General features: G+C 61.3%; 21 protein-coding genes and 2 pseudogenes. 12 read left to right on the forward strand and 11 right to left on the reverse strand.

The genetic code is table 11. From position 1 onward, the window contains the following. Positions 1-4: 4 nt before the first annotated feature. Positions 5-168: pseudogene (locus FY112_RS38355) on the reverse strand (glucose dehydrogenase); the annotation flags it as partial. Positions 169-279: 111 nt separating this feature from the next. Between FY112_RS38355 and FY112_RS33895 the strand changes: the two are divergent. The 4 genes from FY112_RS33895 to FY112_RS33910 all read left to right on the forward strand — a co-directional run bounded on the left by FY112_RS33895 (position 280) and on the right by FY112_RS33910 (position 2,684). Then, a complete protein-coding gene (locus tag FY112_RS33895) occupies positions 280-1,512 on the forward strand; it encodes a protein-L-isoaspartate(D-aspartate) O-methyltransferase (RefSeq protein ID WP_151520329.1) in 1,233 nt (410 codons plus the stop codon). Between the two features lie 10 nt (positions 1,513-1,522). After that, positions 1,523-1,975, forward strand: coding sequence for a YetF domain-containing protein (locus FY112_RS33900; protein ID WP_017957565.1), 453 nt, complete (start codon positions 1,523-1,525; stop codon positions 1,973-1,975). 95 nt (positions 1,976-2,070) lie between these two features. After that, positions 2,071-2,349 carry a type II toxin-antitoxin system RelE/ParE family toxin gene (locus FY112_RS33905; protein WP_094088928.1) on the forward strand — a complete coding sequence of 93 codons (279 nt, stop codon included), beginning with the start codon at positions 2,071-2,073 and terminating at the stop codon, positions 2,347-2,349. Positions 2,350-2,375: 26 nt separating this feature from the next. After that, positions 2,376-2,684 (forward strand): HigA family addiction module antitoxin, encoded by a 309-nt coding sequence (locus FY112_RS33910; RefSeq protein WP_026158333.1) that lies wholly within the window; start codon positions 2,376-2,378, stop codon positions 2,682-2,684. A gap of 82 nt (positions 2,685-2,766) precedes the next feature. On the opposite strand, the pseudogene FY112_RS33915 reads toward FY112_RS33910, so the two are convergent. Beyond that, positions 2,767-3,044: pseudogene (locus FY112_RS33915) on the reverse strand (FCD domain-containing protein); the annotation flags it as partial. 142 nt (positions 3,045-3,186) lie between these two features. Between FY112_RS33915 and pdxA the strand changes: the two are divergent. The 3 genes from pdxA to FY112_RS33930 all read left to right on the forward strand — a co-directional run bounded on the left by pdxA (position 3,187) and on the right by FY112_RS33930 (position 5,004). After that, a complete protein-coding gene (gene pdxA, locus FY112_RS33920) occupies positions 3,187-4,173 on the forward strand; it encodes a 4-hydroxythreonine-4-phosphate dehydrogenase PdxA (protein WP_017957568.1) in 987 nt (328 codons plus the stop codon). Positions 4,174-4,342: 169 nt separating this feature from the next. Further along, entirely contained in the window at positions 4,343-4,597 is a 255-nt protein-coding gene (locus FY112_RS33925) for a type II toxin-antitoxin system Phd/YefM family antitoxin (protein ID WP_017957569.1), read from the forward strand. After that, on the forward strand, positions 4,597-5,004 hold the full coding sequence (locus tag FY112_RS33930) for a type II toxin-antitoxin system VapC family toxin (RefSeq protein ID WP_094088930.1): 408 nt from the start codon (positions 4,597-4,599) through the stop codon (positions 5,002-5,004). The genes FY112_RS33925 and FY112_RS33930 overlap by 1 nt, the downstream gene beginning before the upstream one ends. Before the next feature lie 62 nt (positions 5,005-5,066). Here FY112_RS33930 and FY112_RS33935 read toward each other — a convergent pair whose 3' ends face one another. Both FY112_RS33935 and FY112_RS33940 read right to left on the reverse strand, forming a co-directional pair. Continuing rightward, positions 5,067-5,549, reverse strand: coding sequence for an RES family NAD+ phosphorylase (locus FY112_RS33935; protein ID WP_131621585.1), 483 nt, complete (start codon positions 5,547-5,549; stop codon positions 5,067-5,069). Then, positions 5,546-5,977: an antitoxin Xre-like helix-turn-helix domain-containing protein gene (locus tag FY112_RS33940; RefSeq protein ID WP_003552236.1), complete on the reverse strand. Its 432-nt coding sequence runs from the start codon at positions 5,975-5,977 to the stop codon at positions 5,546-5,548. The genes FY112_RS33935 and FY112_RS33940 overlap by 4 nt, the downstream gene beginning before the upstream one ends. Positions 5,978-6,101: 124 nt before the next feature. On the opposite strand from FY112_RS33940, the gene FY112_RS33945 reads away from it, so the two are divergent. Next, positions 6,102-7,004 (forward strand): alanine--tRNA ligase-related protein, encoded by a 903-nt coding sequence (locus FY112_RS33945; protein WP_131719414.1) that lies wholly within the window; start codon positions 6,102-6,104, stop codon positions 7,002-7,004. 88 nt (positions 7,005-7,092) lie between these two features. On the opposite strand, the gene FY112_RS33950 is transcribed toward FY112_RS33945, so the two are convergent. From FY112_RS33950 to FY112_RS33970, 5 genes are all read right to left on the reverse strand, one after another. Next, the gene (locus FY112_RS33950) at positions 7,093-7,863 is read right to left on the reverse strand and encodes an ABC transporter permease (protein ID WP_131621581.1); all 771 of its coding nucleotides are present in this window, start codon (positions 7,861-7,863) and stop codon (positions 7,093-7,095) included. Next, entirely contained in the window at positions 7,860-8,648 is a 789-nt protein-coding gene (locus FY112_RS33955) for an ABC transporter ATP-binding protein (RefSeq protein WP_131621579.1), read from the reverse strand. Before FY112_RS33955 ends, FY112_RS33950 begins: the two co-directional genes overlap by 4 nt. Positions 8,649-8,656: 8 nt before the next feature. Continuing rightward, positions 8,657-9,703, reverse strand: coding sequence for an ABC transporter substrate-binding protein (locus FY112_RS33960; RefSeq protein ID WP_131621577.1), 1,047 nt, complete (start codon positions 9,701-9,703; stop codon positions 8,657-8,659). 51 nt (positions 9,704-9,754) lie between these two features. After that, a complete protein-coding gene (locus FY112_RS33965) occupies positions 9,755-10,192 on the reverse strand; it encodes a VOC family protein (protein WP_017957576.1) in 438 nt (145 codons plus the stop codon). Between the two features lie 107 nt (positions 10,193-10,299). Beyond that, positions 10,300-11,163: an AraC family transcriptional regulator gene (locus tag FY112_RS33970; RefSeq protein WP_131621575.1), complete on the reverse strand. Its 864-nt coding sequence runs from the start codon at positions 11,161-11,163 to the stop codon at positions 10,300-10,302. Positions 11,164-11,580: 417 nt separating this feature from the next. On the opposite strand from FY112_RS33970, the gene FY112_RS33980 reads away from it, so the two are divergent. From FY112_RS33980 to FY112_RS33995, 4 genes are all read left to right on the forward strand, one after another. Further along, a complete protein-coding gene (locus FY112_RS33980; protein ID WP_151520330.1) occupies positions 11,581-12,594 on the forward strand; it encodes a sugar ABC transporter substrate-binding protein in 1,014 nt (337 codons plus the stop codon). A gap of 64 nt (positions 12,595-12,658) precedes the next feature. Next, entirely contained in the window at positions 12,659-14,209 is a 1,551-nt protein-coding gene (locus FY112_RS33985; RefSeq protein WP_131621573.1) for a sugar ABC transporter ATP-binding protein, read from the forward strand. After that, complete coding sequence (locus FY112_RS33990; protein ID WP_151520331.1) at positions 14,199-15,218, forward strand: ABC transporter permease; 1,020 nt, start codon at positions 14,199-14,201, stop codon at positions 15,216-15,218. Before FY112_RS33985 ends, FY112_RS33990 begins: the two co-directional genes overlap by 11 nt. A 2-nt stretch (positions 15,219-15,220) precedes the next feature. Further along, complete coding sequence (locus FY112_RS33995; protein ID WP_131629876.1) at positions 15,221-16,222, forward strand: ABC transporter permease; 1,002 nt, start codon at positions 15,221-15,223, stop codon at positions 16,220-16,222. 28 nt (positions 16,223-16,250) lie between these two features. On the opposite strand, the gene glpK is transcribed toward FY112_RS33995, so the two are convergent. Together glpK and FY112_RS34005 are read right to left on the reverse strand one after the other, a co-directional pair. Continuing rightward, positions 16,251-17,753: a glycerol kinase GlpK gene (gene glpK, locus FY112_RS34000; protein WP_151520332.1), complete on the reverse strand. Its 1,503-nt coding sequence runs from the start codon at positions 17,751-17,753 to the stop codon at positions 16,251-16,253. Positions 17,754-17,903: 150 nt separating this feature from the next. Continuing rightward, complete coding sequence (locus FY112_RS34005) at positions 17,904-19,628, reverse strand: ABC transporter substrate-binding protein (protein ID WP_020047582.1); 1,725 nt, start codon at positions 19,626-19,628, stop codon at positions 17,904-17,906. Positions 19,629-19,657 lie beyond the last annotated feature (29 nt).

The raw sequence follows: 19,657 nt of genomic DNA on the forward strand, positions 1-19,657 counted from the left end.
GTGTTTACAGATCCACGCTATTTGGCAGAATCACCAGATCGCGGACGGTCACATTACGCGGTCGCGACAGCATGAAAAGGACGGCGTCGACCACTTCGGCTGCATCACGCTGCCATTGGCCAGCGCCTCCTCCATTTTCGCCTTTGGCCAGTCGTCTAGCAAGTTGCTCCGTTCCGCCGCCTGGCGCATCTCAGGAACTCTCCGGTCGCCCATTTGTTTTACATTCTGCACCGCTCAGAAATTGCCCCCAGATGCAATCGGCGGCAGTGGAGTTGATCCATGGATATGACGCGCATCCGAGATCGCATGGTGGAACACCACGTGACGCGTCGTGGCATTCGCGATCAAAACGTCATCGGGGCGATGCGCATGGTACCGCGCGAAAAATTCGTTCCGCCAGGCTCCGAGGAATTCGCCTATCAGGATACACCGCTGTCGATCGGCGAGGGCCAGACAATTTCGCAGCCGTTCATCGTGGCGCTGATGCTCGAAAAGGCCAATCTGAATGCCGGTGACAAGGTGCTCGAGGTCGGAACGGGCTCCGGCTATGCTTCGGCCCTCATCAGCCGGATAGCAAGGCATGTCTACTCCATAGAGCGCCATGAAAAGCTGGCTCTTCAGGCCAGGGAACGGTTCGAGAACCTGGGATACCGCAACATCGACGTTCGCGTCGGCGATGGCAGCAAGGGCTGGGCGAAAGCCGCTCCGTTCGATGCTATTGTCGTTTCCGCGGGCGCACCCGAGGTGCCAACTGCCTTGAAAGAACAGTTGGACCTCGGAGGGCGGCTCATCATCCCGGTCGGCGGCGGTGAAGGGCAGCGCCTGAAACGGTTCACGCGCACCGGCGCCACCGCATTCGAGGAAGAAGATCTCGGTGGGGTACTCTTCGTTCCCTTGATCGGCGAAGACGCCTGGACAGCTTCACATCCAATGTACACGGCGACGGCGCCCTCATTGCCGGAAACTATTGCGCCCAAGCCAAGTTCTCCGCCAAACGCACAGGGAGGGAGCATGGAAAAGATATACAAGTTGCCCGCGTTGCCGGAAGGCGTGCTCGATCATAGCGAATTTCAGCAAAGGTTCTGGGCTGTTCAACGTATTTCCTGGATCGTGTTCATGCTTCTTTTGGTGACCTGCTTGCTGGGATTGCTGGGAAGAGGTGGTCCGTTTTCGCGGCAAACACTCCTATTGCCAGAAGGATCCGTCGATTTTCCCGTCATCTCCCGATGGAATGCCCCCGAGGATATGACCGTGACCTTCACGCCGTCATCCGAAGACAGGGTCTTCACGATCGATGCCGCCTTTCTTCAGAGCTTTTCAGTTCAGGGAATCCATCCGCCCCAAAAGGCGACCTTCGCGCGCGGCGGCCGGATAGGTTATGTGTTCCCCGCCGACTCGGCTGGGCCGACGCAGATCGTCTTCCGTCTGCAAACACAACTCCCCGGCCCGCGTCGCACCCTCATCGGCATGGGCGGCGAGACGCGCACCCAATCGACTTTCATCTTTCCATGAGGGCGGCACGGTGGATGCGGTACTACGCGGACTGGCAATTTATTTCACGCTGCTCGTGATCATCCGTCTGTCGGGAAGACGGACATTGGCCCAGATGACACCGTTCGATCTGGTCATCGTGCTGGTGATCTCCGAAACCACCCAGCAGGCGATGCTGGGCGATGACTTCTCGATCACCAACGCCGTCATCTTGATCCTCACGCTGTTTACGACCGACATCGGCCTGTCCTACGTGAAGAGGTGGTGGCCTCGCGCAGCCCATATTATCGACGGCGTTCCAACCATTCTGGTGACGGATGGCGTCTATGACGAAGGCGCGCTCAAAGGCGCCCGGCTGCAGAAGGAAGATGTCATGCAAGCGGCTCGAAGCCAGGAAGGCATCGAGAGCGTGACGGAGATAAAATTTGCCATCCTCGAAGTGAGCGGCAACATCAGCATCATCAAGAAGCAGAAATCCGGCTGACAATCGATCTCCGGCACCAAAAGATCTATGGAATCTTCTCATTCCGCCTGTAAGTTAAAAATTGACATCCGTCAGCCAAAAACTTACAGTCAACAATGATCAAGTCGTTCAGAAACAAAGCTCTGGCGGATCTCTTTGAGACAGGCAAAACCGCAAAGATCGATGCCAAGCTGCAAAAGCGCATTCTGATCCGGCTCGACCGTCTGGAGCAGGCCGAAAAGCCTGATGACATGAACCTCCCCGGGTTCGATTTCCATGCGCTGAAGGGTCATAGTCCCACCCGGTACACTGTTCATGTTAACGGCCCCTGGTGCATTACATTCGAGTTCGATGGCAATGATGCCGCCCGCGTCGATTTCGAGCAATATCACTGAGGTGGCTCTGACTGGGGAATGACCTAATGCCCGTATATGAAACGACGAGGCCGACGACGCGTTGCCCTTCCCACCCTGGGGCACTGCTTGAGGACATCATCCCTGCAACGGGAAAAACCAAGGTGGAAATCGCCAATCTGCTCGGAATCTCGCGCCAGCAACTCTACGATATTCTGAACGAGAAGAAGCCGGTTTCGCCCAATGTCGCTGCCCGACTTGGGAAATTGTTCGGTGATGGCCCCGCAATATGGCTGCGCATGCAGGCTGCCTATGATGCTTGGCACGCCGAACGGGAGGTGGACGTCTCCGGCATCCCGACGATCAGGGCGGCATGATCAAAAGCGCGCTTATCGGCATTGCCGAGGCAGCCGCGAAAACATCGTGATGATCTTTCTGCTTTTTCGAGCGGGATGCGCTTCAGAAAGATAGGTCGAGCACCCTGCCCTCGAACAGACGGTCCCGGGAGCCTTCGAGATGCGCCTTCATCAGTCTCTGCGCATCGTCAGGCCGGCCATCGGCGATCGCATTGTAGATGGCGTTATGCTCTTCATAGACCTGTTCCAACCCTGGCGGGGGCCGAGCAAAGAGAGGCCGTGGAGATGCATGCCGACGGCGATATGAGCCTTCAGCGCATCGATCGAGGCCGTGTAATAGTGATTGTTCGCCGCCTCCGTCACCGCGCGGTGGAAGAGGAAAGCGATCTCGACGCCATGGCCGACGACGCCTTTGCCATTCGCCGTCTGCTCCGATAACAATCCGCGCGATCTCGCGCGCCGACATCCGCGCGATTTACGCGGCTGCTTTTTAAGCAGTAAGGTTTTAGAAGGGACTCGATCGATGGACAGGAATGCGAAAGTCGCCGTGACGCTCGGCGATCCGGCCGGCGTCGGCCCCGAGGTGATCGTCAAGGCACTGGCAGCCCTTCCCAGAGAAGAGCGGCGCGATTTCGTCATCGTCGGCAATGTCGAAGCGCTGGAACGCGCCGACCGCGTCACCGGCACCGGACTGCGGTTCGGGCCTGCCGATGCACCCGGTGGCGACAGGATCGCCGTCGACGAAGTCGCGCTCGGCGCGGCCCTGCCCGAAATCGGCAAGGTCAGCCCCGTCGCCGGCGATGCCTCGGTGCGTTATATCACCCGCGCCGTCGATCTCGCCATGTCGGGCGAGGCCGATATCATCGTCACCGCGCCGATCAACAAGGAAGCTATGAACCTTGCCGGCCATCACCATGACGGCCACACCGGGCTGCTCGCGCATCTCACAGGCTCGAAGAGCTCCTTCATGCTGCTTGCCTCCGAGCGGCTGAACACCATCCACGTCTCCACCCATATCTCGCTGAAGGGCGCGATCGAGCGCGCCAAGACTGAGCGGGTGCTCGCCACCATCGAAGCCGGCCACAATCATTTCCTGCGGCTCGGCCGCAAGGCGCGCATCGCCGTCGCTGGCCTCAATCCACATTGCGGCGAAAACGGCCTGTTCGGCACCGAAGACATCGAATTCCTGGCACCCGCCGTCGAGCAGGCGCAGGCAAAGGGCATCGACGTTGTCGGGCCGATCTCGGCCGATACGGTGTTCGCCCGCGCCTATAACGGCGCCTTCGATCTTGTCATCGCCCAGTATCACGACCAGGGCCATATCCCGATCAAGCTCGTCGCCTTCGACACGGCGGTCAACGTCTCCCTCGGCCTGCCGATCGACCGCGTCTCGGTCGATCACGGCACCGCCTTCGACATTGCCGGCACCGGCAAGGCCAACCACGTCAACATGCTCTCGGCCATCGCCTATGCCAGGCTGATGGCCCGCTCGCCGCGGCGAGAGGTGTGATCGCGGCTTCCAGAATGGCCGAGAGGCGCCGATCGCCGACGCAACGATGTCGAACTTCGTTGGGACACCTAATAGCAGGACAGGACTCTGTCGTTCAGGAACGTCCCGCCGTTGACGCGTCGGCATTCCGCGCTTACATAGCTAGACAGTCTAGCTAGGAGCAGAATCGATGGAATGGCAACTGCAGGACGCCAAGAACCAATTTTCGAAGGTCGTGCAGAAGGCCCGACAAGAAGGGCCGCAGGTGGTGACCGTGCGCGGCGAGCGAACGGCCGTCGTTTTGTCGGCCCGCGACTACGACGCCCTGCGCGCCGGCAGGCCGACGCTCGTCGACGACCTGCTCGACGGCCCCGCCTGGGACGATGAATTCGCAGATGCGGTCGAAGCACGCAACAAGACTCCAAGCCGCGACGTTGCGTTCTGATGTATCTGGTCGACACCAACATTGTCTCGGAGGCGCGACGCGGCACGCCGCAGGCGGTCTCCTGGCTGCGCTCCGTCGATCCGCTCACCATCCACCTGAGCGCGCTGACGCTTGGCGAGATCATGCGCGGCATTGCCCTCAAACAGAAGTCGGATCCGAAGACCGCGACCCATCTCACCGAGTGGCTCCGCAAGCTGCGTTATGATCATGGCGACCGGATCCTGCCGGTGACCGACGAGATCGCCGTCGAATGGGGCCGCATCGCCGCCATCCGGCCGCGTGGCGATATCGACGGGCTGATCGCCGCAACCGCGATCGTTCACGATCTGATTGTCATCACTCGCAATGTCGCCGATTTCGACGACACCTGCGCAGCGGTGATCAATCCATGGGAGACGGGCGCGTGAGCCGCTGACTGAAATCGGTTCCGAGGCGATGCAGGAGCGCGGACTGAAAGGCACCTGCCCCATCACATGCCGAACAAGCGACGATCCCAGAAGACGGGTTGGTGGAGGCTTACTGTGATCGACGGGAATTCCGGGTGGGCCGGGTTGATCAATATGTTGCGGTCGACGCGGGCGACGACGCTTGGGACCAGCAGGATGGCGCTGCGCTTTTCCTGGCACCATTTTTCGCCGAAAGCCTTGCTGACGTTTGCCGGCATGCTGTCCCAGCCGGGCAGCGCGGGTTCGGAGAAGACCTCGTAGCTTAGCCCCCGCGGTAGGGTGATCGTGACATAGTGCTGGTTGGGCGGCAGCCGCCCGCTGCCATGGACGAGCTTTTCGAGCAATGCCGTCGAATAATGCTCGCTCGTATAGATGATCGGGCTGCCGGACGTGTTCCACCGCCCCGGCGCGATGGTCGAGCCGGTGGCGTCGAAGATCGGATAGGTTCCATGGGGATCTCCGATGCGGACGGATGTCAGTGTGCGGTCAAGAACCTGTGCGCTCACGCAGCGCTGCCGTATTTCAGGCTTCCAAGAATATCGAGCACGAGCTCGCCGCCGATCTCGCTCTGGATGACCACGTCAATCGGCCGCCTGTCCTCAAGCATTGCATGCGGCCGAAACAGGAAATCGCGGGCCTCGATCTCGGTCTGCCAGACATCGAGCGCCTGACCCCAGACACGCGCGAGACGGGCAAGCTTTATGCCTTCATCTGAGGAGAGCCGATGCTTGGACTTGCGCCGTTCATAGGTGGCCTTCGGAACCAGCCGGTATTTGAACTGGGCGTCATCAGGCGCCAGAAGCAGCGCCATGCGGTCAAGCGCCTTGACCGGCAATCCTTCCTCGATGCTGGAGAGCAGGCCGAAGGCCGAACGCGATACCGGCTCCCTGGCGGGCAGCCCGAGAACATCGGCGATACCGGCAAATCCCATCATGGTAACGGCTCCTTTTCACTTGAGGCTATACTTAGTCTCAAGTGATCCTGTTATCAAGTGCACCGTTCCGGTTTTTGATCCTCGCCAGCCGAGCAGCGGATTGCCGCAGGCGCACTAGATCGCTATCTTCCCCGAAGGCACACGAACAGCAAAGGAGGTTGCCTATGTCACCGCGGGACGCCTAATCCAGCAATACCAGGACTTCTGCCTTTCCAAAGGCATCGATTTCACACGCATTGAATCCGTACGGCCGCATGACGATACCACGCTCTTCTGCAGCGCTGGAATGCAGCAGTACAAGCCCCTCTTCTCCGATCCCTCCCATAGTGGAACAGTCACAAACAGCCAGGCTTGCCTGCGCATGGGCGACCTCGACGAGATCGGCGACGGAACCCACCTTCTCCACTTCACCATGCTCGGCCTTTTCTCCTTCCGGGAATTGACAGTCGGCAACGCCATCGATTTCTGGCTCGAATTTCTGGGAACTCTGGGGCTCGTGCCTGACCATGTGACGATCCATCCTGACCGCCTGGTGGAATGGACGCCGCTCTATGGCGGGCGCGTGCCCATCATGCCGGATCCGGAATGCATATGGAGCGATGGCAGCATCAGCGGATACTGCACCGAGTTCTATAAGGATGGCGTCGAGATCGGAAACATCGTCAATCCGCTCGGAACCTGCATCGACGTCGGCTTCGGTCTCGAGCGTCTCGACATGATCGTCAACGGCACGCCGCAAGATGATGCGCTTGGGACATTGTGCGAGGCGGTCATGACGGTCGTGGAAAGCGGCTACCGGCCGGGCAATAAGGAGCAGGGATACGTCTTGCGAAAACTGCTCCGTCGCATCCACAAGATGGGCGGCACGCTCGATCATCCCTTCTTCAAGGAAGAGGTCGAACGCCAGAAGCGGCTGCGCGCCAAATATCTGCGTCTGCGTGAACGCTATTCCGAGATGAGTCCCGACTGGTGGTTCGACACTCATGGCATCGATCTCTCCGACATCAGTGAGAGCATGGAGGAGTAGCAACGTACAAGGCCTCCCGCAGATAACATCGGGAGGCCTTGTCATATCCTGGAAAGCGTCAGCGTTGCAGCGCCCGCATTGAACGCTTTCAGCTTTGCCCCGGCTGCAGCCGACGGAAAATCCGTTCGATCTGGGCAACAGCGGCAAAAAAGACTATGCCGGAGAAAGAGGCGAGCACGACGGCGGCAAAGAGCCTTTCCGCCTGGTAGTTGAATGTCGACTGGATGATGACGGCGCCCAGCCCCTGGTTCGAGCCGATCCACTCCCCGACGATCGCGCCGATGACACAGGTGGTTGCCGAAATGCGCAGCGACGCAAAGAGCAAAGGGGCGGAGCGTGGGGCGCGCAGGCGCCAGAACGTCTCCCACCCGCTCGCCGAAAGGACGTGCATCAGGTCGAGTTCGCTCGCAGTCGCCAGATTGAGGCCCCGGGCGGTATTCACCAGGGTCGGGAAAAAGCAGATGAGAGCGGCGATGATAACCTTTGGCAGCATGCCGAGGCCGAAGATGAGGATGATGATCGGCGCGAGCGCCAGCACGGGGATGGTGTTGAAGAGCAGGACAACGGGAAAATAGGCGGCCTGGAACCGCGGATTATAGACAAAGGCAATTGCCATGATCACGGCGAGACTATTGCCCAGGAGGAAGCCGAGGCCCGCCTCACCCCATGTCGGGATCGCATTGGACAGAAGGAAGCGCCATTCCGTTCCGAGCGTGCGCAGGATCGCCAGCGGCGTTGGAACGATATAACTGGGAATACCGAGCGCCGGCACCAGCCATTGCCAGGCGAGAAGCAACGAGAGGGCGCCGATAACAGGAAGGCCGATTGCCTCGGTGAGGGATAGCCGACGATGCGTCATGCAGCCGAACTCCCCTGCTGCAGCAATTGGCGCAGATGAGCAGCGGTCTCCTGGACATCGAGGCTCTCGCGCCGACAGAGGCCGCGCTCGTCTTTCAGCGGTGCAAGGTCGATCAGCGCCTGGACGCGGCCCGGATTGGCCGCCAGGACCAGCACGCGTCCGCCGAGACAGATCGCCTCGATGACGCTGTGGGTGACGAACAGGATGGTCGTGCCGGTCCGGCGCCAGACGTCCAAAAGCTCGTCGTTCAGTCGTTCGCGGGTGATCTCGTCGAGCGCACCGAAGGGTTCGTCCATGAGCAGGATATCCGGCTCGCATTGAAGCGCACGCGCAATGGCGACACGCTGGCGCTGGCCCCCGGACAGTTGATGCGGATAGCGATCAGCCAGATGCGACAGGCCGACCAGTTCAATCCAATGGTCGGGCCGCGAATCGACCGATCGCGAGACGCTCTTCTTCCCCACCTGCAGCGGCAGCGCGACATTCTCCCTCACGGTCCGCCAGGGCAACAGCGTTGCGTCCTGAAAGACGAAGGCGACCTCGCGGCGCCGGCGCGCCTCCGACGCTGTCCTGCCGAGCACCGCCAGCTGCCCGTCAAGCGGCGGGAGAAGATCCGCCACCGCGCGCAGGAAGGTCGACTTGCCGCAGCCGGAAGGGCCGAGAATGGTCAAAAACTCGCCCCTGCCGACGCTGAGATCGACGCCGGACAGAATGCGGGTCGTCTCGCCGGCGCCGGAATAACCGACAGCCAAATCCTTGGTTTCGATGGCCGCTGCTTCAGGCAAATCCGCTCTCACGCAATCTTCGGGCGCTCATCCGCCGTCATGTCCAGGATCCTGGTCGTATAGCAGTCGTCCAGCTTCGGCGCGCCGCTCTTGAACTGGCCGATCTTGTCGTAGACGGAAATCTGCTCGGCAAGAGCGGCCGGATCGAAACTGCCCCAGCCATCCCTACCGGTTGCCGCGTCGAAGCTCAGCGACAGTATGCGCGGCACCGTCTTCAGCTCTACTGCAAGATCGAGCTGCGGATAGGCCTCCACCGTCAGTTTGACCGCCTCTTCGGGATGTTCATGCGTCCAGGCCCAGCCCTTGGCGACGGCGCGCAGCACCTTTGCCAGTGTCTCGGCATGGCCGCTCACGGCATCGTCGGTGGCAAAATAGACATTGGCGTAGGACGGCAGGCCCGTGTCCTTCATCATCAGATCTATGCGGTCGGGGCCGATGACGGAAAGGGCCTGCGTGTTGGTGATCCATCCAGTCACGGCATCGACCTGGCCGGTCATCAGCGGTGTCATGTCGAAGCCGATATTCGTGATGGTCAGGCTCGAGGGATCGATATTGTTCTTCAGCAGGATGGCATCGAGCACATAACGGGCCGTCGGCTGGATGCCGATGCGCTTGCCGACCATATCCTTGACGGTGCGGATCGGCGCCTTGGGCAGCGAATAGAAGGCGAAAGGCGCCATGCGGAAACCGCAAGCGAAGATCTTGATCGGCACGCCGGATGAACGGGCTAGAAGAAGCTGTGCCGAATCCGAGAACTGGCCGAGCTGCGCATCACCCGTGATCACGGGCGGCACCGTCGCCGAATTGGGACCGCCGGGGGAAAACTCGACATCGAGACCCTCGGCCTGGAACAGGCCCTGCTTGACTGCGACAATATCGCCGATCTGTCCGTTGCTCATCAGCCAGTCATACTTGATGACGACCTTGGATGCGGCGGCTTTCGAGTGACGCGGCACCAACACGCTGATCCCTGCCGCCGCTGCAGCAAGGGCAAAGGCTCCGCCCTGCAGGACGGTACGCCTGCCGACCACGATTTGCTTGTCATCCCCATTCATCTGCTTGCCTTTCCCCTTGTTGGATTGTTGGACGACGGCCGATTGCGCTCGCTATTGCGGGTCGATGTCACCGATCGGGCCGCCTGCGGACCACGCATAGATTTCCCAGAGATTGTCGTCAGGATCGGCGAAATAGACGCATCGCGCGTTCCAGACATAGTCCTGCGGCGGCGCGTGGAAGAGCACGCCCGCAGCTTTCAGCTCCGCATAGGCAGCATCGACCTGCTCTGGCGAGGCGAGCTCGATGGCCGCGCAGGCCTTGTGCGCACCTGGAGGGGCACGGCGACTTGAGACACCGGTATTCTCGGCGATATGCTCGATCTCCCACAGCGCCAGCGTCACGCCCGCCCCTTTGAAATCGGCAAAGCCCGGAGCCCGGCGCCGCGGCTTGAAGCCAAGCCGCTCGACATAGAAGGCCGATGCTTTGTCGATATCGTCGACCAAAAAGCAAATGTCGGTAATCGGGTTGGTTTGGGCAAAAGCGGTCATATGGGCCTCCTGATGGGAAAAACCTCGCAGACCGCAGCCTCAAGAGATTTCAGATTCGTGCGGTTGTCTTTCGCAAAGCTGCTGATCTGTCCTCGGCAAGAGCCGGCTCAAAGGCGGACCGAACGCTGGTATTCCTTCGGGGTCGCCCCCATCAGACGGCGAAAGACGCTGGAGAAATGCGCCTGGCTGGAAAAGCCTGTGGCATAAGCGATGTTTGCAAGCGTCTCCTTGCCATCGGCGAGGTAAAGTCGCGCCCGCTCGATCCTGCGTTCGAGAACGAAGCGATGCGGCGCCATGCCGGCCGCCCGTTTGAATTCCCGGCTGAAGTGAAAGGGGCTCATATGGGCCACCCCGGCCAGCTCCTCGACACTCAGATCGGATTTGCCAAGCAGGTTCTCGATGTAATCGATCACACGCCGGAGATTGTCCGATGTCAGCGGACGATCTCCGGCTTCAGGTTTGGCGCCCAGCAGTCTTACGACGCAGCAGGCGAGCGCCATCCCCAGATGCTGCATCAAAAGCAGGTCGGCGCGCCCGCTCTTCTCGGCGGCAAATGCGAGGGAGAGTGCGACCTGCAGCGTTGTCGGATCGGTCGTCGCGCTGAGCGCGTCACTATCCCAATGCTCGGGATCGAAGCGAGAGCCGCCGATGCCGCTGTAAAGCGCAGGTGACTGGAAGATCGAGATATAATCCGCCGCATCGCCATCGACTTCAAGGACGGTGGCGGCCGGTTGAAATCCCAGGGTGAACGGCGGCCTCTCAACTTTGCGGAATGCCCCGCTTCCAAGCCGATAGGCATATTTGCCGTGCGCCGTGCGGTTGATCGAAATTCTATGAAGGGAGCCCCTCGAAACCATTTGCCCCGCGGCGCTACGATAGGTCTCGACGATCATGTCGCGTTGAACAAAGGCCTTGTAGCCTCCGAGGGATGGCCGGCATATTGAGAAAATCTGCGGGTCGATGTCGGGCATTGTTTCATTCTCCCTAGCAGGAGAGAGGCAAGTTGCGCGCCAAGTGGAGCGAAGCTTCGCGCTAGATATCAACGTCGCAGCATAAAACCCGACGGTGCCCAGAAAATCGTCATTTTACGCCTGCTGTCGCGCCACACGGCACCGCGGCCTAGCAGAGTTCGCCTTCGGCAAATTTGGTCGCATGCGCAAGAATTATGCAGTGCATGTTCTTCTTGATCGGTGGCCGTAGACCATCTGTCCGCTCTGAAGACCGCCGAGGCATCCGAAATCATTCCCGGTTGGGGGAAACCGCGGCCAGGGATGAGCTTTCGCTCCATCCACTCTTTTCCCCGGAGATCGTTCTTTTGGAAATTCGTTCCTATCCACCGGCATTAATCCATTTAATCTATAGACATAATTAATTGGAGAGAAATTGCGATGAGTATCGAAAAGTCCGAGCACGGTCTCGGAAGACGAGATCTGCTGAAACTGTCTGCCGCGGCCGGGGTCGCCGTCGCCGGTGCTTCGTTCATCGGGCAGAAGCCGGCTTTTGCCGCCGGCGAAGAACTGTCGCTGAAAGGCAAGCGCATCGCCATCAGCGCAACCGGCACCGATCACTTCTTCGACCTGCAGGCCTATAATGCCCAGATCGAAGAGGTAAAGCGCCTCGGCGGCGAGACGATCGCTGTCGATGCCGGGCGCAACGACGGCAAGCTGGTCTCGCAGCTGCAGACGCTGATTGCCCAGAAGCCGGATGCGATCGTTCAAATCCTCGGCACGCTCAGCGTCATCGATCCCTGGCTGAAGAAGGCGCGCGATGCCGGGATCCCGATTCTGACCGTCGACGTCGGTTCGACCAATTCGATCAACAACACCACCTCCGATAACTGGGGCATCGGCAAGGATCTGGCGCTGCAGCTCGTCTCCGATATCGGCGGCGAAGGCAATATCGTCGTCTTCAACGGCTTCTACGGCGTAACCCCCTGCGCGATCCGCTACGACCAGCTGGTCAATGTCGTCAAATATTTCCCGAAGGTCAAAATCCTCCAGCCGGAACTGCGCGACGTCATCCCGAACACCGTGCAGGACGCCTTCACGCAGATCACGGCCATCCTCAACAAATATCCCGAAAAAGGTTCGATCAAGGCGATCTGGTCGGCCTGGGACATTCCGCAGGTTGGTGCGACCCAGGCTTTGGCTGCCGCCGGACGCACGGAGATCCGCACCTACGGTGTCGATGGCAGCCCGGAAGTGCTGCAACTCATCGCCGATCCGAATTCGCCGGCCGGCGCCGATGTCGCCCAGCAGCCGGCGGAAATTGGCCGCACCGCCATCCGCAACGTCGCCAAGCTGCTCGCCGGCCAGACCCTGCCGCGCGAGACCTATGTTCCGGCCTTGCTCGCCAACAAGACCAATGTCGGCGAAGTCACCAAGAAGCTCGGCATCGGCTGACACCGAACACGAGCGATCCTGCCATGCCGGATCGCTCGGAATCTGCCCGCCCGGAGAGATCGACATGACGGCCATTTCGTTGAAGCAGCCGGTGACGGCACGCGACGACATCATTCGCTTTGAAGGCATCGTCAAGCATTTCGGCGGCGCGCAGGCGCTTGCCGGTGCGTCGCTGATCGTCAGGCGCGGCACCATCCACGGTCTCGTCGGCCAGAACGGCGCCGGCAAATCGACGCTGATCAAGCTGCTGGCCGGTCTTCATCAGCCCGATGGCGGCCGGATCGAGATCGAAGGGCAAACATTCGACAGACTGACGCCGCATCTAGCCGAAGAGCTCGGTATCCACTTCATTCACCAGGATCGGCTGCTGGTGCCGACCTTCACTGTCGGCGAAGCCCTGTTCCTTGGCTGGGAACCGCGGATATCGGGCACGCCGTTCCTCGATCGCCGACTGATGCAGCGCCGGGCATCTGACATTCTCAACGACTATTTCGGTATCCGGTTGCCGAACGCCGCCTTGATCGGCGAATTGTCGACGGCCGAAAAGCAGATCGTGCAAATCACCCGCGCCCTCCTCAATCAGCCGAAGGTGCTCGTCTTCGACGAGCCGACGGCCGCATTGGTGCGCCGCGAGGCCGATATCCTTTTCCGGCTGATCCGCCGTCTGCGCGACGAAGGCGTCACCATCATCTATATCTCGCATTACCTGAACGAAATCGAAGAGCTCTGCGACCACGTCACCGTGCTGCGCAACGGGCTCGACGTGGCCTCCCTGCCGATCGGGGAGACTTCCGCCGGTGCGATTGCCCGGCTGATGGTCGAGCGCGACATCAAGGAAATGTTTCCGAAGCCGCAAGTGACGCCCGGCGAAGACATCCTCAAGGTCGAGCAGCTGTCGGCGCCGGGGAAATATAGCGACATCAGTTTCACGCTTCGCCGCGGCGAGGTGCTCGGCCTTACCGGCCTGCTCGGCTCCGGCGCAAAGGAGCTGGTCCGCGCGCTCTTCGGTCTGGAGACCCCGGCTTCCGGCCATATCGAGATCAACGGCAAGGCTGCCCGTTTCACCAATCCCACCCAGGCGGCCGGCCGCGAAATCGCCCTAGTGCCGGAAGATCGACGTCGCCATGGCGTCGCGCTCGACCTCAGCGTCGCGGAAAATATCAGCCTTTCGAGCCTTGGCCGCTTCACCCGTTTCGGCTTTCTCGATCGCAAACGTGAACGGAAGGAAGTCGACGCTCTGATTACGCGGCTGCAGGTGAAAACCAACGGGCGCGATGCCCTGCTGCGCACCCTTTCGGGCGGCAACCAGCAGAAGATCGCCATCGCCAAGTGGCTGAGCCGCCGCTCCGAGGTCTATCTCCTCGACGAGCCGACAGTTGGAGTCGATATCGGCTCCAAGGTCGAGATCTATACGCTGATCGGAGAACTCGCGTCGCGCGGCGCCGGCGTCATCGTGCTGTCTTCGGATCTGCCCGAACTGATCGGCATCACCGATCGCATCCTGGTGCTCTTCCGCGGTCGCGTGGCGCGGGAATTCATCTCGTCGGAGACCACGGCAGATGCGGTGCTGGCTCAATCGACCGGATCATCCGAGGGACAACGCCATGTCGGCTGAAGTGGAATTCGCGCCTTCCGGTTTTTCCGCTGCGGAACCGCCTGCCCGGCCGGCCGGCAATATTGCAGCGACCGCGTTGCGCTTCGGATCGCTGATCGCATTCGCCGCCATCCTGATCATCTTTTCGCTGACCGCACCCTATTTCCTCAGCATCGGCAATATCGGCAACGTACTTGGTCAATCGGCCATCTCCGGTGTGCTTGCCATCGGCTTGACGATCGTGCTGATCGCCGGCGGCTCCAATGTCGTCACCGGCGGGATCGACCTGTCGCTCGCGGCCAATATGGGCCTGAGCGCCGCCGTCTACGCGAGCCTGACACAGTTCGGCTACGGCGATGCGACGGCGGTTGCCGCTGCGATCCTCACCGGCGCGTTGATCGGCACGGTCAATGCCATTGCCGTCGTCTATGCCGGCATCGTGCCGCTGCTGGCCACGCTGGCCGTCATGAACGTCGTCGCCGGCCTGGAATTGGTGCTGACCGGCAATACCGTCCTGCCGGCTTCGACGCCATTCCTGTCGGCGCTCTCGGCCTCGGACGCTTTCGGCATCCCGGTTCTCGCCTATGTGCTCCTCGTCTTCACGGCCATCGCCACGGCGATCGTGCAATATACGCCGCTCGGCCTGCGTCTCTATGCCGTCGGTGAATTTCCGGATGCAGCGCGTGCCGCGGGTCTGCCGCTTCGACGGCTACTCGCCGGCGCCTTCGTCGCCAGCGGCGTCTCCGGCGGCATCGCCGGCATCCTGTCGGTTTCCTATCTGAGCGGCAGCACGACCGGCGCCGGCGAGATGCTGTTGCCGGTCGTCGTGACGGCCCTGCTCGGCTCGGTCTTTTCGCGCCGGCTGGTTCCAACGGTCACCGGGACGCTGCTTTCGGCCCTTTTGGTCGGCTTCCTGGTTAACGGTTTCCAGCTGCTGAACATTTCGAGCACGCTGGTCAGCGGCGTCCAGGGTGTGCTCATTCTCATCGTCGTTTCCGCGACCACGCTGCTGCGCCGGCAGGAGGCCTGACCATGTCGCTCCAGACCCCTCCCCTCGCCACCATAGGCTTGCCGCGTCTGATCGCCGGCGGCCTGGTGCGCTATGGGCTGATCCTCGCCCTGATTGCGGTGTTTGCCGCCTTTTCCGCGGCAACGCCGACGTTCCTGACGCCCGCGAACTTGCAGAGCATCCTGGTCAACAATTTCACGCTGCTTGCCATCGTCTCCATCGCCATGACCTTCGCCGTCGCGTCGGGCGGCATCGATCTTTCGGTGGGAACGGCAATGGATTTTGCCAGCTTCGCCTTCGTTTCGCTCGTCCTCGCCGGACAGCCGGTGGCAGTCGCCGCACTCGCGGGACTGGCCGCCGGAGCGTTCGTCGGGGCCTTCAACGCGCTCTTGATTTCAGGGATCGGCGTGTCGCCGTTCCTCGCCACGCTCGGCACGCTGTTCATCGGCCGCAGCGTGCAGCAGCTGCTGACCAATGGCGGCAATCCGGTCTATCTGCCGCCGAACGGCGTGCCGGAAGCCTTCCGTTTCCTCGGCCATGGGACGATTGCCGGCTTTCCGGTACCGCTTGCCGCTGCCATCGTCGTCATCGGGGCGGCTGCCGTTGTCTTTGCCCGCACGCGCTTCGGCCGCGTCATCCTGTCGATCGGCATCCAGCCGGGCGTCGTGCGCTATTCCGGCATCGCCGCGCCGGCCCATGTCGCGGTGACTTTCATGCTGGTCGGGTTGATCGCGGCAATCGCCGGACTGATCCTGACCGCAACCGTCACCACCTACATCCCCTCCTCGGGCAATGCCTTCCTGCTGAATGCGATCGGCGCGACCTTCATCGGCACGACGCTCAGCCCGCTCGGACGGCCGAATGTGGGCGGGACCGTTCTCGGCGCGCTGCTGCTCAGCATCGTCGCCAATGGGCTGCTGCTGACCGATCTGAACTTCTATTGGCAGCAGGTCGGCACGGGAACGCTGATCTTCGCCGTGCTCGCCCTCAGCTTCATCAACAGAAAGGCCGCCGGCGCCGCTTAAGAGAAGTTGCGTCTCCTCGGAAGTGGTTCTATCCCGCCGAGGCGTCCGAAATCATTCTGGATACGGCATTCTTCCAGCCGATGATCTTGCCCTGCCGCTCGGTCTCATCCATCGAAGGGCTGAAGCGGCGGTCGCAGGCCCAGGCTTTCGCAAAATCCCGCTTGCCGGGCCAGATGCCGGCTTTCGAGCCGGCAAGCCAGGCTGCGCCGAGCGCCGTCGTCTCGCGGATCGCCGAGCGGTCGACAGGGTTTCCGGTCATGTCGGCTAGGAACTGCATAGTCCAATCCGAATCCGCCATGCCGCCATCAACGCGCAGCACCGTTTCCAGCTGGTTGGCGCCCCAGTCCTTCTTCATCGCCACCAGCAGGTCGAGCGTCTGGTAGGCGACGGATTCAAGCACGGCGCGGGCGAATTCCGCCGGCCCGCTGTTTCGCGTCAGACCGAAGATCGCGCCGCGCGCGGCCGGATCCCAGTAAGGGGCGCCGAGGCCGGTGAAGGCCGGAACGATATAGACCTGCTGCCCGGGATCGGCCTTGGCCGCAAGCACTCCTGCCTCGGATGCCTGACCGATGATGCCGAGGCCGTCGCGCAGCCATTGCACGGCAGCACCGGCGATGAAGATCGAGCCTTCGAGCGCATAGGTCGTCTCGCCGTCGAGCCGGCAGGCGATCGTCGTCAGCATCCGGTTGGAGGAGGAAACACGATCCCGGCCGGTATTCAACAGGGCAAAGCAGCCGGTGCCATAGGTGGATTTCATCATCCCGGCCTCGAAGCAGGCATTGCCCATCGCCGCAGCCTGCTGGTCGCCGGCGACACCGAGGATCGGAAGCTCCGCACCGAACATAGCCTTGTCGACGCGGCCGAAATCATCGGCGCATTCCCTGACGTCAGGAAGCATGGCGGCCGGAATGCGGAGGATGCCCAGAAGCTCTTCGTCCCAGGCACCGTCGTCGATATTGTAGAGCAGCGTTCTCGACGCATTGGTCGCATCGGTGGCATGCACGCGGCCGCCAGTCAGATTGTAGATCAGCCAGCTGTCGATCGTGCCGAAGCAGACATCGCCCACTTCCGCCTTCTCACGCAGGCCATCGACATTGTCGAGCAGCCAGCGCAGCTTCGTTCCGGAGAAATAGGGGTCGAGCAGCAGCCCGGTCTTGGCGCTGAACAGCTTCTCGTAGCCGTCGGCCTTCAGGCTCTCGCACATTTCTGCAGTGCGCCTGTCCTGCCAGACGATCGCGCGGTGAAGTGGCTCTCCTGACCCGCGGTCCCAGACGACCGCCGTCTCGCGCTGGTTGGTGATGCCGATCGCGGCAATGTCGGCGGCGTCAATACCAGCATCGGCGATCGCCTTGCGCACCGTATCGACGACGGATCGCCAGATTTCGGCGGCGTCGTGCTCGACCCATCCGGGCTGCGGATAATATTGGGTGATCTCCGCCTGCGCCGAGCCGGCCATTTTCATGTCGCCATCGAAGATGATCGCGCGCGACGATGTCGTGCCCTGGTCGATTGAAAGAATATAGCCGCTCATATCCGTCTCCGGCTCGCACGAAACCGCTCCGCCTGCAGAGGTCGGCAGGACGCGGACGTTTCATGAGAGAAAGATTGTGGGTGCCACCGGCTTGCTGCCGGTGGCAGGAAGTGATGGCCGGAAGCCTCGTCGCCTCCGGCCGGGTCCGCCTTACTTCTTCTGCCAGCTCTTGACGAGTTCGTCGTAGTTGACAGTGACCGGCTTGTCCTTCTCGTTCTCGATCTTCAGCTGCGGGGCAAGGTTGCCGTTCTTCACCGCATCCGCGTTCCAATAGGCGAGATCATGCTCCTCGGCGAGTTTCGGGCCAATGTCGCCCTGGACCTTGGCGCGTTCCAGGCGCTGCAGCACCTTTTCCTGTTCGGCGCAGAGCGAGTCCATCGCCCCCTGCGCCGTCTTGGCGCCGGAAGAGGCATCACCAATCGCCTGCCACCAAAGCTGAGCGAGCTTCGGATAGTCAGGAACGTTCGTACCGGTCGGCGACCACTGCAGGCGGGCGGGCGAACGATAGAATTCGATCAGGCCGCCGAGCTTCGGCGCACGATCGGTGAAGGACTTGTGGTCCAGCGTCGACTGGCGAATGAAGGTCAGGCCCATGTGGCTCTTCTTCACGTCGACAGTCTTCGAGGTGACGAACTGGGCATAGAGCCAGGCCGCCTTGGCGCGGTCGTCAGGCGTGGACTTCATCAGCGTCCACGAACCGGCGTCCTGATAGCCGAGCTTCATGCCGTCCTTCCAGTAGACACCATGCGGGCTCGGTGCGAAACGCCATTTCGGCGTGCCGTCCGCATTGACGACCGGCAGGCCTTCCTTGACGAAATCGGCTGTGAAGGCCGTGTAGGTGAACATCTGCTGGGCGACTTCGCCCTGCGATGGGACCGGGCCGGACTCGGAGAAGGTCATGCCCTGGGCGGCAGCCGGTGCATAGGCCTTCATCCAGTCCAGATATTTCTGGATGGAATAGACCGCAGCAGGGCCGTTGGTATCGCCGCCACGCGCGACGCACGAGCCGACCGGACGGGAGTTCTCGTCGACCTTGATGCCCCATTCATCGACCGGCTTGCCGTTCGGGATGCCCTTGTCGCCGTTGCCGGCCATCGACAGCCAGGCATCGGTGAAGCGCCATCCGAGCGATGGGTCCTTCTTGCCGTAGTCCATATGACCGAAGACCTTCTTGCCGTCGATCTCGCGGCCGGTGAAGAACTCGGCAATATCTTCATAGGCCGACCAGTTGACCGGCACGCCGAGATCGTAGCCGTACTTCGCCTTGAAGTCTGCCTTGTTCTTCTCGTCGTTGAACCAGTCGTAACGGAACCAGTAGAGGTTCGCGAACTGCTGGTCAGGCAGCTGGTAGAGCTTGCCGTCAGGCGCCGTGGTGAAGGACTTGCCGATGAAGTCGTCGATGTCGAGGCCGGGATTGGTGACATCCTTGCCTTCGTTGGCCATCCAGTCGGTCAGCGAGCGGGCCTGCTGATAGCGCCAATGGGTGCCGATCAGGTCGCTATCGTTGATATAGGCGTCATAGATGTTTTCGCCGGACTGCATCTGCGTCTGCAGCTTCTCGACCACGTCGCCTTCGCCGATCAGGTCGTGCGTGATTTTGATGCCGGTGATCGCCGTGAAGGCGGGCGCCAGCACCTTCGATTCGTATTCATGGGTCGTGATAGTTTCGGACACGACCTTGATGTCCAGGCCGGCGAAAGGCTTTGCAGCATCAACGAACCACTGCATTTCCTTTTCCTGGTCGGCGCGCGGAAGCGCCGAGAGATCACCGACTTCCTTGTCGAGGAACGTCTTGGCCTCGTCCATGCCGGCATAAGCCGATGCTGTCATTGCCAGCAGCAAGCCTGCTGTCGTCGTCAATAAGTGCCTTCGCATAATATCCTCCCAGGGTTTGCGATTGCAGT

It is taken from the genome of Rhizobium sp. PEPV16 (assembly GCF_008919455.1).
Classification (GTDB): Bacteria; Pseudomonadota; Alphaproteobacteria; order Rhizobiales; family Rhizobiaceae; genus Rhizobium; species Rhizobium leguminosarum_Q.